At 73.6% G+C, this 13,742-nt stretch carries 5 protein-coding genes; all 5 read right to left on the reverse strand.

The features are described from left to right. Positions 1-695: 695 nt before the first annotated feature. The gene (proA, locus tag AC6EUL_RS21075; RefSeq protein WP_499872494.1) at positions 696-6,638 is read right to left on the reverse strand and encodes an anti-phage protein ProA; all 5,943 of its coding nucleotides are present in this window, start codon (positions 6,636-6,638) and stop codon (positions 696-698) included. Positions 6,639-6,962: 324 nt separating this feature from the next. After that, positions 6,963-7,958 carry a cellulose biosynthesis protein BcsN gene (gene bcsN / locus AC6EUL_RS21080; protein WP_499872496.1) on the reverse strand — a complete coding sequence of 332 codons (996 nt, stop codon included), beginning with the start codon at positions 7,956-7,958 and terminating at the stop codon, positions 6,963-6,965. Beyond that, positions 7,955-9,952: a hypothetical protein gene (locus AC6EUL_RS21085; RefSeq protein ID WP_499872499.1), complete on the reverse strand. Its 1,998-nt coding sequence runs from the start codon at positions 9,950-9,952 to the stop codon at positions 7,955-7,957. Before AC6EUL_RS21085 ends, bcsN begins: the two co-directional genes overlap by 4 nt. Continuing rightward, positions 9,937-11,025 carry a family 8 glycosyl hydrolase gene (locus AC6EUL_RS21090; RefSeq protein WP_499872515.1) on the reverse strand — a complete coding sequence of 363 codons (1,089 nt, stop codon included), beginning with the start codon at positions 11,023-11,025 and terminating at the stop codon, positions 9,937-9,939. The genes AC6EUL_RS21085 and AC6EUL_RS21090 overlap by 16 nt, the downstream gene beginning before the upstream one ends. 182 nt (positions 11,026-11,207) lie before the next feature. Next, the gene (locus tag AC6EUL_RS21095; protein ID WP_499872501.1) at positions 11,208-13,742 is read right to left on the reverse strand and encodes a cellulose biosynthesis cyclic di-GMP-binding regulatory protein BcsB; all 2,535 of its coding nucleotides are present in this window, start codon (positions 13,740-13,742) and stop codon (positions 11,208-11,210) included.

A 13,742-nucleotide genomic window follows, 5' to 3' on the forward strand; every position in this document is an offset into this window, starting at 1 on the left:
CAGAAGTGGTGTCCATCGTGACAGTGCCCTCAGAATAAGCAGACATCGATTCCCATCAGCCCGTGGCGCTGAAGCGAAACGGGACAAATCCGTCCCATTTCGATCCGGTGCACGTCTATCTCTCCTAATGAAGCAGAAACCAAGCCAATTATTCGCGAGCCGGACAATCGACGTTTTCTCCGCGGCGACCGGCGTTGCTCACCCTTCGGCATTGCTGTTCGCGTGACAATTAACGGTTGTCTCGGGGCCATAAAGCGAAGTTGGCTAAATATAGGATCGCGGGTCAGGCTCAATACGGCTGTTGCTTCATAGAAGAAAGGAACATGCTTTCGGATCGCGGCAGGGTCCTTTTGTTGCGATGCGACATAAACCACGGGACATCGGAGCGGCAAGAGGTTTGATCCACGCCCACAATCTGTCGCCGGGACAGGTGGATGGAAATCGAACATTGATGGAGTCGCGTTTCGAGCTTGTGCGGGCGCGATGTCCTGATCCTGGCGCAGGGTCCGGGGTGATTCCTCCGGTCGTCGGGCCACGCTCCGGCTGACGCCCCCCGTTCGGCCGCCTCCGCGCCTGCCGATTCGGCAGGATGCGCACGCCCGAGGCCCCGAGCTCCCGTTGCAGGGACCTGACCCGCGATCGTCGTGAACGGCGCGGGCCAGGCCAGGCCGATGGCGTTCGCGGCGGCAGCCCCGTCAGGTTCCGGACGGCCCGTCACGGCGCGCGCCCGCCGCGGCGCGTTCGCATGCGCGCGCGAACCGGACCCGTGTCGCCGCCTCCACTCGCGACAGACCGACCGCCTGGGCCATCAGTCGCGCGCGCTCGACCTCGGACGTGCCCGGCGCCACCGATTCGGCGAGACCGACGAGTTCCGGCATCGGCGTGTCCGCATGGCTGCGCAGGCCGGCGGGCGCCACCCGGTAGGGATGCCGCGCCCGCGGTTCGTCGTGGGGTGGCCACAGGACGGCGCGACCGTCATCGTCGCTGCGGGCCACCGAGGCGGGGACCTGTTCGAGGATCGTCTCGCGGATGAGGGGGCCCACCCGCTGCAGGCCGTGGGCGCGGGCCACGCGCCGGAGCAGCACGTCCTCGTAGATCGGCCCCTCCACGGTGAGCACGTGCGCCACCAGGGCCGCCAGGATCGGGCGGTAGGCGGCGTCATGGAAGCGCGTGGGCTCCAGGACGAGGCCGAGATCGGCCGGGTCCGCGAGACGGTACGTCGGATCGCGCGCCACCGTGGGAATCGGTGGCGGCCCAGGCGTGGGGGGAAACCCGGCGTCGAGCCGGTGGGCCGGCATCGCGTCGTCCGCCTCCGGAACGGGAGTCGGGCTCGGAGCACCCGTCGTCGCCGCAGCGGTCGTGTAATCCGCAGGGTCCGTCAGGATCGGGGCGTCGGGCACGGGTGCCGCGATCGGATCGCTCTCCGCCGTGGCTTCGACGGCATCGAGGCGGTCGGCCTCCAGGTCCTCCCGCAGGCGCCGGTCGAGCTGCGCGAGTGCGCCGGCTGCGTCGCTCCACCAGGCGGTGCTCCAGACCCGCCGGATGCGCCAGCCGAGATCGGTCAGCACATGCTCGCGCAGACGGTCGCGGTCGCGGGCCGTCGCGGACCGATGATAGGTGGCGCCGTCGCACTCGATGCCGGCGAGGTAGCGCCCCGGCGCGTCGGGGTGGACGATGCAGAGATCGATCCGGAAGCCCGAGACGCCGATCTGCGCGTGCACGGTCCAGCCCTTGGCCCGCAGCGCCGCCATGACGGCGGCCTCGAACGGCGACTCGACCTCTCCGCCGGTGGGCGCGAAGGCCTCGGCGAGCGCCCGCGCCCCGCGGTCGGCGAATTCGAGGAAGTGCTTGAAGTCGCGCACCCCGCGGGTCCGGGTGCGGCCGAGGTCGATCTGCTCGGGCCGGATCGAGGCGAAGACCACGAGCTCCTGCCTGGCCCGCGTGATGGCGACGTTCAGGCGGCGATGGCCGCCCTCCTTGTTGAGGGAGGACACCGTGCTCACCGTTCGGCCGCCCGGGTCGGGGCCGACCGCGACCGAGAACAGGATGACGTCGCGCTCGTCGCCCTGCACGGTCTCGAGGTTCTTCACGAAGACGGGCTCGTGCCAGCGGTCGCGATCGAAGTACGGCTCCAGCTCCGGATCGGATCGCCGTTGCGCGTCGAGCAGGTTCTCGATCAGCCGCTGCTGCTCGCCGTTGAAGGTGACGATGCCGAGGGAGCGCCGCGCCCGCGCGAAATCCGGATCGCGCAGGCGGCGCACGATGTCGGCGACGACGGCGCGGGCCTCGGGCCGGTTCACGCGGCCGGCTCCACGCTCGTAGACGCCGTCCGGCACGAAGGTCAGGCGCACCGCCCGGTCCTGGGTCACCGGCGAGGGAAACGTGACGAGGCGGCCGCCGTAGTAACGGGCGTTCGAGAAGGCGATCAGGCTCTCGTGGCGGCTGCGGTAATGCCAGTCGAGGGCCCGCCGCGGGAGGTTGGCCGCGAGGCACGCATCGAGGATCGATTCCTGGTCCGCGATGTCGCCACCGTCCTCGGTGTCGTCGCCGGCACGGTCGCCGACGCTGGTCGGCGGAAGCTGCTCGGGATCGCCGACGACGACCACCTGCCGGCCTCGCGCCATCGCCCCGATGGCGTCCCAGGGGGCGATCTGCGAGGCCTCGTCGAAGATGACGATGTCGAACGGCGTCCCATCGGGGGGCAGGTACTGGGCGATCGACAGCGGGCTCATCATCACGCAGGGGGTGAGCCGCGCGAGGGCGTTCGGCATCGTGCCGAACAGCTTGCGCAGGGGCATCTGTGCCCGCTTCTTGGTCAGCTCGTGCGAGAGCGTGCCCCATTCGGGGTCGTTCCCGAAGGCCGTCGGACCCGGGATACCGCTCCCCAGGCGGTTGCGGACGACCTGCCGGGCGAGGTCGCCGACCCGGGCATCCGCGGCGCGGAACCGGGCGATCGCGTCCTCGTGGCGCTCCGGCAAGAAGCCCCGCAGGACCGGGTCGTCGCCGACGACGCGGTCGATCCACCAGCGGGCATAGGCGATCTCGAACGCCGCCTCGGCGGCGTCGGGGTCGATCCGGCCCGCCTCCAGGGCCTCGATCAAGGGGCCGAGGCCGAGGCCGCGCGCCTCTTGGGCCGCGCCCTGCCAGGCACACCAGCCCTGGGCGCGTCCGAGCCCGGCGGCCCAGCGCCGGGCGCGGGCGAGGCCCGCGCCGATCCAGTCCGCCTCCGCGGCCGGCGGCGTCTCGGAATCGCCCCGCCCGGCTCGGCGGGCCAACGCCGTCGTCGCGTCGCGCGTCCGGGCGTGATCCTGCGCGAAGGCGGTGTAGGCCTCCGCACGGGAGCCACCCGCCTCCCAGCCCTGGGACGGATGGGTGACAAGCCGGACGACGTGGTCGCGCAGGCGCTCGGGGCCGAGACTCGACGGCCCGAGGCGGGGCAGGAGCCGCGCCACCGTCTCGGCCCAGGCGATGGCCGGCGCGAAGTCGGCGGCGGGCCCCTCCGGGTCGCTCCAGGGCGGGCCCAGCCGGGCGAGGGCCGCCTCCTCGGGCCGGCCGGCCTGCCCGTGCCGGGCGAGTTCGATCAGGCCGGCGAGGTCCGGCCCGAGATCCTCCGGCAATGCGCCCTCCGCATAGGGCTGAACCTGCAGCAGGACCTTCCTCAGGCGCCCGCCCCGGACGAGGAAGTTCGCGCCGCGCGCCGCGACCCACTCGGCGAGGAGCCCGGGCAGGTCCTGGTCGAGGAGGCCGGGCCGGTACGCGCCGGTGAGCCGGCCGCGGAGTGCGGCCCGGGTCGCCTGGAAGCGGTCGCGCGCGGCCACCGCCCGGCGCAGGTCGCCGGCGGCATCCGCCAGGAAGGCGCCTCCGCAGGCGGCCTCGGGACGGATCAGCGCGCTGCCGAGATCCAGGAGGCCGCGGATCCCCGCCTCGGTCGCCGGCAGGGCCGGGAGCCCGATCGCCGCGGCGAAGGCCTGTCCGCTCACGCGCAGGGCCGTCAGGGACTCGATGACGGCGGCGATCCCCGCGCCCAGGCCGTCGCGCCAGACCGGCGACCATTCGGTGGCGACGATACCTTGCAGCGGATGGTCGGCCAGGGGACCCACCGAGGCCAGGACGGGGCGCAAGTCCCGGCAGGCCGCCCGCAGGGCCGCGAGGGTGTCCGGTTCGTGGGCCCGGTGGTCGGGCCAGGCGAGGACGAGGCTCTCCGCGTCGGGGCCCGCCGCGATCACGCGTCCGAAGGCCTCGTAGGCCGTGAGCCCGTTCTCCCGCCGTCGATGCAGGGCCTGCACGAGGCCGTTCAGCTCGGCGCGCAGGCTCGCGAGGGTGCGCGTGGCGCCCGGCCATTCTGTCTGCGCAGGCGCGGCGCGCGCGTGCCACGCCCGGCGCAACTGCCCGAGCACCGCCGATTTCTGGGCCTTGGTGGCATGCACCTCCAGGCAGGAATCGCCGAGACCGACCTCCTGCAGGCGCCGCTGCACCACCTCGAGGGCGGCCGTCTTCTGCGAGACGAACAGCACCGTGCGTCCCTGCGCCAGGCACTGGGCGATCATGTTGGCGATGGTCTGGCTCTTCCCGGTGCCGGGCGGCCCGAACAGGACGAAGTCCTTGCCGCCGGCGGCCGCCAGGACGGCGGAGAGCTGCGAGGAATCCGCCGAGAGAGGTGCGAAGACCGTCTCGGGCGGATGGTCCCGATCGAGTTGCGACGGATCGGGGAAGGGCGTCCCGTCGCCGTAGGCGTGCTTGGGCGTCTCGATGAGGTGGCGCACCACCGGGTTGCGCGTGAGGCGGTCGGCTTGGTCGACGAGATCCTTCCACATCAGATGCTTGGTGAAGGAGAAGGTCGCCAGCACCATGTCGGGCACCACCTCCCAGCCGCGCAGGTCGCGCGTGTGGCCGCGGACGCTCCGGACGATCGCGTCCACGTCGATGCCGGATGCGTCGCGGGGCAGGTCGCCCTCCAGATCCGGCATCCGCAGCCGGAAGTCCTGGCGCAGCATCTCGAGCAGGGTCGGGTTGATGCGGACCTCGTCGTCGTGCAGCGCCAGGCGGAAGCCGGCGCGGACGCTGGCACGCCGGAGGGTCACCGGGACCAGCAGCAGCGGCGCCCGGTGGGCGGCCTCGTCCGCCTTGCGGGTCCAGGACAGGAACCCGATGGCCAGGAACAGGATGTTGGCCCCGCCCTCCTCGAACCCGCTGCGGGCGAGGCGATAGAGATCGAGCAGGCGACCGTCGAGATCGGCCTCCGTCGCGGTGGTGGGGATCTCGTTCCGGGCCAGGGCGCCTTCGGACCCGGCCGGCCCGTCGGAGACCGGCGTCAGCCGGAACGCGTGCCCGGCCGCCAGGCCGTCTTCCAGGGCGCCGGGATCGATGCCCGCGAGGGCGATGGCGCCCTTGCCGGGCTTGAAGTTCAGGAGCTTGTTGCGCAGCGACAGGTCCAGGAGCTTCCGTTTCCAGCGCTCCAGGCGACCGACCGGCGTCTCAGGCGCCGCGTCGAGGCGCGGGCGCTCCGCCTCGTCGAAGGCGGGGGCTTCCGAGAGGGGCTGGTCCAGCGGTTCGACCGGACCGGGGGCCGCCTCCCTGCCCCGGCCGCCGAGATCCATGGGGCGGATGCCGCGCCGGCGGCAGCCGCGGATGTCGATGGCGATGTCGAGGGCCGCCGGAGCGCCGTCCTCCACCAGCCCGGCGCCGTGATCGACCGCGGCCCGGAAGGTCGTCGGTGGATCCTGCGTCAGCAGCGTCGTGTCGACGAGGATCAGGTCCTGCAGATCGCGCCGCTTGCGCAGGTGCTGCCGGTCGTCGATCGTCGCGCTCGCGAAGCCCTCGTCCTGGAGCCACACGCCGACGAAGGCGTGGCCGACGGTCAGTACCAGTACCGGGTTCAGGCCGGCCTGCTCCAGGCAGGCGGCGTAGAGCAGGGAGAGGTCGAGGCAGGTCCCGACCCGGTCCTCGATCACCTCGCCCGGACCGCGCACCGTCTGTCCGGCCTGCTCGAAGCGCGCCGGGGGGAGGACGGAGGCGAGGCGATGGTCGGCCAGGGCGGCCCAGATCACCCCGGCGAGGTCCCAGGCCCGGACCTTGCCGCCGCGCCCGTAGCCATCCGGCGTGGTCGCGCGGCCGGCCGCGCCGAGCTTCCTGGCGGCCGTGCGCAGGACGGCGTCGACGGCCGGATCGTCGGGTCGGACGAAGGCGGCGAGGAGGTGGGGCGCGCTCCGGGCGCCACCCCAGTGCGCCGGCGGCAGCAGGCGCATCTCGGCGACCGTCCGCCCCCGCTCGCCCTCCGCATCCTCCAGGATCACCGTCAGGGCGAGGCGGCCGACCTCGGTGCAGGCGGCGAGGAGGCCGGCATCGAGGGGCAGGGACGGGGTCTCGACCCGATAATTCGAACCCGCGGCCACGCGGTCGATGCGCAGCGTCAGTGGGCCCGCCACCGGTGGCCGGCTCTCGATGCGCAGCCGGAGGTCGACGAGATCGGCCTCCGTGGCGTTGGCGATCGCGATCTCCCGGATGACCGGAATCGCGCTCGCCGAATAGGCGAGGCTGACGTGGTCCGTGGCGGTGCAGGTGAGGCGAAGACCGGATGCGGGGCGAAGACCGGACGGCACCGCTGCCTCGGCGCCGGGCGCATCCGCCGCGCGGCTCATGCGGCGATCCCGCGGCCGGCAGGCCCACGGTTCGAGGCGGTGCCCACCGGGCCCGAAGGAATACCGCACGCGTCGACCCGGGCCATATCCGTAACCCACCACCCCTGCTGACCGCTTCTTCGCGCGCCGGGCATGGGTATTCAAGGTTGCAGGTGCGCAGGATCGCGAAAATCACAGATCGCATGGGCCGTCGCCGCCGGGCGGGACCCGACGGAGGGGAGGAATCGCACAGGCTCGGGCGCGGCTCCCCTCCCCGGCGGACGCTCCGACGCTCCCGTGCAGCCCGGGTAGAAATCGCGGCGGTGGGCCGATCCGGGATCCGCCTCAGGGCGGCGGCCGAAGGGCCCGTGCCGGGAGTTCGCGGGCCATGAGATCCTCGACCTCGGCCCGGTTCGGCGCCGGTCTGGGGACCATGATCGCGGCGGCGCCCTCCGCCGGCGCGGCGTCCGTGATGTAGCGCGGGGCCTGACCTTCGCCCGGGGGGACCGGAACCGGCACCGCGGGCGCCGCCGCACTGGGCCCCGGCACGAGGTAGCGCCGCGTCTCACCGGACTGCTCGGAGGCCATGCGGCGCGTCGAGGCCTCCGGGCGCTTCTCCGAGCCGGGCCGTTCCATCGGGCCGGGCGGACGGAGCGCGGTCGCCGATCCCGGCGCGGTCTCGCGGGGCGTCCCCGTCGACCGGGTGACCGCCTCGCGCCGGCGCGCTGGCGCAGGCCGGCGGGCGAGCGTCTCCGGCTGAAGGCGGGGCGCATCGGCGGGATTCGCCGAGAGCCGCATCGATTCCACCGCGCGGGTCAGGTCGGCGAGGGTCGCCGTCACCGTGCGGCAGAGCTTGATCCGCACCGAGGCGGCCGGCGCGCCAGGATCGCTGCCGAACAGGGAGGACGGCCGCCTCCGCGCCGCATCGCCGCCGAGGTCGATCCATTGCCAGGCGTAGAGGCAGTCGATGCCCAGGGCGAGGCCGACCGGTCCGTGGGCGTTGCGGTGCGCCTGGGTCACCACCCGCATGGTCTCGCCGGGAAAGCGCGCCCGCAACTCGGCCGCGATCCCGGTACGGCTCGGCTTGGCCATGGCGAGGGCGGGACCGGAGCCCCCCTCCCCGCTGCGCACGCTCACCTCGGCGAGCCCGCGCGGATCGTCCCGGAAGGTGATCCGCTGGGAAAAGCCGTCGCGGAACGAATTCTGCGCCACGTCCGACACGGGGCCGGCGCCCGGCAGCTCGAGGGCCGCGCGGCCGGGCCGGGCGGCGGCGGGGGGCGAGGGCAGGACCACCAGCGCCGCCAGCGCCGCCGCGGTTGCGGAATGCCGTATCCGACTCATGGCTGCTGTCCGGCGGTGGGGCCGGCCTCGATGAAGGTGGCGCGTTGCGATCCCGGGATGCCGAAGCGGTCGGATTCCCGGCTCGAGCGGGTCTGGCCGTTGGCGCCGGCGGCCTGCTGGTCCTGCCACTGGGTGCCGGCGGGCGGATCGGTCAGGGTGGAGGCCTGGGTCATGCCGTTGTAGCCCGGCAGCAGGGCGAAGCCGTAGCGCTCGTAGGGCATCGTCCCGGCGCCCGGCACCCGGCGGGCGACCAGGGGTGGCGCACCCGTCGCGGGTTCGGCCAGGACGCCGCCGGCACTCCGCTCGGGCACCTGCCGGGCCAGGGCGGCCGGCAGGTAGCGGAACGGGTTCTCGGCGGCGACGGAGAGCGGGAATTCGCTGCGCAGGACCGGCAGGGGACGCACCGCGCCGTTGGCCGAGATGTCGGGCTTCGGCACGCGGCCGTAGGCGGCGGGGGCGCGGGCGGTGTTCGCGAGCACGGCCGTCGCGGCGGGAGCCGCGGGCTGGCGTGCGCCGGCCGGGGGCGCCGCCGCGACGCTGCAGGCGAGCGGCGGACCCTCCGGCCCCTCGCGGAACAGCAGGTCCACCACCTTCGGGAACAGCCCGTCGTAGCGGTTGACGATCTCGAGGTACTCGCGCGTGCGCTTCAGGCGCTGCAGCGCCAGGGCGTAGCCGAGCACCGTCGACTCGCCCGGCAGCCAGGCGATGCCGTGCTGGAACCACTCCAGGGCGGCGTCGAACTGGCAGGAATTGTAGGCGTACCAGCCCAATGCCTGCGCGCCCTCCCCGGAACTCGAGGCCAGGGTCACCTTCGCGTAGCGGTTGATCCGGTCCAGGTCGATGAAGACGGGATTGGCCTGGGTGAGCTTCCGCTCCAGGAGCTCGATGAAGAGGATGCTGTTGCCGACGTACTTGTCGCGCCAGGCATAGGCCACCTCCTCGGCCTCGCGCGTCATGCCGACCGCGCGCAGCGAATGGGCGAGCCCGTGGGCGATCATCGCGTCGCCGCCGCGGCTGATCGCGAGCTTGAACCAGTCCAGCGCCTCGCGGAACTGCTGGCGCTTGTAGGCGTACCAGCCGAGGAGACCGGTCTCCCGCGGGTCGCCGGTCTTGCGGGCCTGGGCCTGGAACACGGCGATATCCGTGGTGGTGGGCTCGTGCGCGGCCTCGTCGTGCAGGAAGGCGACGATCCGCGCGCGCGTGATGTCGATGGCGATGCGCCGGAACTCGGAATTGCCGTCGGAATCCGTCCGGCCGAGGGCGATGAGCTGCTCGGCCGCGGCCATCGGCAGGTTCGACATCGCCTTCTGGATGGTGGCCAGGCGGGCGCCCGTGTCGTTGCTGGTATCCAAGACGGACTTGTAGAGGTTGTAGGCCTGTGGCGTGGCCTCCTCGGCCGCCAGCGCGTCGGCGACGATCCAGAGGCTCTCGACGTCGCTGGGGTCGAGGGCGCTGGGATCGGCGCGGTAGAGGGCGACGACGTCGAGGTTGCGCCTGGCGCTGGCGAGCCCCTTGAGGCGGCTGCGGAACCCGGCGCGGCGCAGCTTGCGCGCCAGCTCATCGGAGGGCTGCCAGGTCCCGTCCAGCGTGCGCCGCGCCGCGATGGCCGCGTAGAGGTCGTCGAAGCGGCCCGCGGTGAAGAGATCCCAGAGGGGGGCCTCCTCGGGGGGGCTCGGCTGCAGGGTGTCGAGGTCGGTGGGCTCGGTCCAGCCCGGGTAGAGCTGCTTCAGCCGCGCGGCCTCCGCCTTCATCCGGGCGGTCTGCTTCTGCGCCGCGTAGTAGCGCAGGGCGCTCTCGTCGACCATGCCGTTGGCCGCCGATCCCGTCGGGTCGACGACGATGGCGGGCGCGCGGCTGGCATCCTCGCCGCCGGGGCCCTGGGCCAGGGTCGGGAGGGTGAGCGCCGGGAGGGTGAGCGCCGCGAGGGCGAGGCCCATCGGGAGGCCGAGGGGCGCGGGGCCACGGCGCCGCCGGCGCGCTAACGCTTCAAGCATGAGGGTCCCCTCATCTGCGCGGCCACCATGGCCAGGAGATGCAGCGTGGTCGGATAGTAGTTCTCGGTGCCTTGCACCTGGCCGAAGCCCTCGGGGAGCGGCGTTCCCTTCACGGTACAGAGCAGCAGGCTGGAGAGAGCCGCGTAGCCGCTCTCGCCGAGCCACTCGACCGTGCGCCCGTCGCTGGTATCCACGATGGGCAGGCGCTCGCGGTCCGGCCCGGACCAGAGGGCGACGAAGGGGGCGTAATCCTCCTGCCGTCCCGCGTCGGCCCAGGCCATGTAGAGGGGAATCCGGATCGCGTTGTAGGAGAAGAGCGGCGGGAAGCCGTCCGCGGGACGGGGCTGGTCCCCCTTCAGGGAGATCCATTCGGTGGGCAGGTTGGCGCTGCCGAAGCGGGCGCGGCGCAGGAGCCGCAAGCCGCTGCGGGTCAGGGCGTCCCAGTCGTATTCCGGAGCCACCAGGGGCAGGCGCGCGAAGGCCGGGAAGACCCAGTAGGACAGGTTGATCAGGGGACCGTCGGCGCGTTCCCCCGCCGAGAAGCCCGTGACCGCCGGCAGCAGCAGCGCCCCGTTCCGGTCCTTGAACAGGATGGTCCGGCGGCCGACCTCGACGGCGATCCGCCGGGCCGCCACGCGGTAGCCGGCATCGTCCCAGGCCTCGGCGGCCTCCGTCAGCGCCCAGGCGACCAGGATGTCGCCGTCGGTGGCGTCGTTCATGTCCGCCACCGCCGGGCGCTTGGCCGGCTCCCAGCGCCAGGCCAGGAGGGAATCCGGACGCACCATCAGGTTGGCGCGGGTCCAGCCCCAGAGCCGCTCGAAGGTGGGCCGGTCGTTGGCCGCCACGGCGAGCAGCATGCCGTAGCCCTGCCCCTCGCTGTGGCTGATCCCGCCATTGGCGGTGTCGACCACCCGCCCGGCCTCGGTGACGAAGCGGGACCGGTAGAGGCGCCAGCCGTCCTGGTCCTTCAGGCTCCCGACGAGGGGCTGGGCCGCACGGGCGGACTCGTCCTTGACCTGCGGCGCGGCCGGCAGGGCGATGGCGGGGGGAACGGAGCGCGGCTGGTCCGGCATGGCGGGATCACGGGGCTGGGGATCGCGGAGCGAGCCGGCGGGCATCAGCGCGGGTCGGCCATCGACCCGGGCCTCCGGCCCGCCCTGGGCCCGGGCCTCCGGCCCGGCGGCGAAGCCGGTCGCGAGGCCTGTGGTCAGGGCGGCCGCGAGGGCCGCGCCGCGGACGGTCCGGAGCGGGCGTCTCATGCATTCCTCCGGCCGACGTTGCGGACCATGAGCGCGGTGGTCAGCCCGAGGCAGAGCGCCAGGACCAGGGCCAGCGTCGCGTAGACGGCGGGGTTCATCGAGAGCCAGCCCGCCAGCACGAGCCGGAGGTTCCAGACCGAGGGCGGCCGGGTCTCCACGATGCGGACGGTGTCGGGCTCGACCGTGTCCAGGCGGCCGTCGGCGGCGTCCAGGAAGGCGAAGCGCCCGCCGATCCGCGACCAGACCCCGGGATCGATGAGGCAGGCTACGGAGGCCTTGAGCAGGAGCGGGTTCGGCGCCGTGATCAGGGTGGTGGTGTCATCGACGCCGATCCCGCCGCTGGACAGGGCCTGGGCCAGGATCAGCGAGGCGCGGGGCGGCACGGCGGAGGCCCGCTCCGAGGCCTCCGCGTCGATCCAGGTCCGCGTCTCGCCGAGCAGGCCCCGCACCGTGGTCGAGGCCCTCGTGACGAGGCCGTCGGCGGCCTCGATCAGGGGATGGCGGGCGCGCAGGGTCTCGTCCCACTTCGTCACGAGGTCGCCGTCGCTGGCGGGGACCCGGCCCGCACGGTCTCCGGCGGCGGCGTCCGGTCCGGCGCCGCGGGGCGTCGCCGGGCCGGCGACGCGGAAGCTGAGATCCGGCAGGCTGCAGCGTGCCGGCACGTTGCGGCGCAGGCGATCGAGGGTCGGCGCCGGCACCGAGCCGGACTGGCCCGCCGGACGGGCCGTCTCGGCGCGGGCCTCCCAGATCCGCCGGATCTGCTCCGGATCGAGGCCGAGCCCGGTCAGGGTCGCGGGCGCCACGGCGCGGACGGGCGCGACCATCAGGGTCGGTCCCGTCCCGCTCTGCGCCTCGGTGGCCAGCTCGAAATCGATCACCCGCCCGGCCGCACTCGCCAGCCGCGCGGCGATCATGGCGCCCGCCGCCACCGTGTCGCGATCGAGAACGGGCAGCACGAGGCGCGGCCGCTTGCCATCCTCCAGGAAGGGGGCGCCGCCGCTGGTGGTGGCGGCGAGATCCGGGATCCGGGCGGCACGGGCCAGGTTCGGAACGCTGACGGTGGTCCGGTCGAGGAACAGGAAACGCTCGCGCTTCGCGTCCGCCGTGCTCGCCGCGCAGGTGGCATCGCCGGGCGTCGGCACCTGCGCGGAGATCTCGACCCGGTTCAGGCCCGGCCGCCACAGGCCCAGGGGCAGCGGGATGGTGTTGTTCTCGAAGACCTCGCCCCGCGTCTGCGGCAGGGGCACGCTGGCGGCGTTGCGGCCGTTGAGGTCGACGAGGATCCGCGCCTCGGAGGAGAGGCCGGACGCGTAGGCCCCCGAGAGGTTCAGGAGCATCTTGCCGTAATCGGCGGGCAGGAAGTCCGGCGGCAGCTGGACGTCGAAGCGGGTGGTCAGGAGGCGTCCGGAGAATTCCCGGGTCGCCACGCCGAGGGCTTGCAGCGCGATCCGGTCGCCGCTCTCCAGGGGCGCACCCCGCAGCAGCGCCGCGGCCTTCAGGCCGCGCGGCGTGCCGTAGGGCTCGGTGCCGCGGGCCAGGGTCGCGATCGCCGCCTCGATCTCGTCGTAGCTGGTGCCGCTGACGACGAGGGCGGGGGCCCGGTCCTCCCGCGGCGGCAGCATCGCGAGCTTTGGTCCGGTGATCGGGCCGACGGCCTCGAGGTCCGGCGTGCCGCGCAGTTCCGCCGCGGTGCCGACGATGAGGTTGATCCCGGCGCGGCCGGTCATCACCGAGCCGAACTCCACCACCGGGCGGGCGATGCGCCCGACGAGGCCGATCGCCTCGATGGCGTGGAACATCCGCTCCAGGCGGGGCAGGCTCGGCTTGTCGTTGATCACGACGCGGACCGGCAGGGCACCGCCGTCGTCGGGTTCCAGCGCGGCGAGATCCTTCAGCTCGATCCCGGCGGCCGCCACGGGGGCCACCACGAGGCCGGAGCGCGAGGGATCGATCTGCGTCCAGAGTTCGTAGGTCGCGTTGAGGGAGCAATCGACCCGGTGGCGCTGGCTCGCCGAGAGATCGATGGCGTTGTAGCCGAGCTTCAGGCTGCCCTCGGGCAGCTCGAACTCCACCACCTTGACGGCGCCGGGCGCCTGGATGCGGGTTCGGCCGACCACGACGCCGTTGACGCTGGCGACGAGTTCCGACGTCTCGGGCGCCACCGAGATGGCGGAGAGGTAGGACACCCGCAGGCGGGGACGCCCGCGGCTCTGCGCTTCCGTGACGTAGACGGGGAAGCGCAGGACGTCCTCCTCGCCCTCCAGGCGGAACCCGCCGGTGGTGGCCGGCAGGCGCCGGGCGGGCCCGATGGTCGCCAGGGTGCCCTCCCGGACCGCCGGAGCCGGCGCCGGGGCGACGGCGGCCGCCGGGCCGCGCCCGGGCTCGCCCGCGCGGCGCAGGGCGTCGCCCGCGGGGGGGACCGAGAAGCGCTCGGCGGGGCCCGCGCCGATGAAGCTCTGGGGCCGGGCCTCCGTGGCCCCGCCCACCAGGGCCAGCGCGAGAAGCCCGCGGGTGATCGTCGTGACACGCAT

It is taken from the genome of Methylobacterium sp. 001424705 (assembly GCF_059816145.1).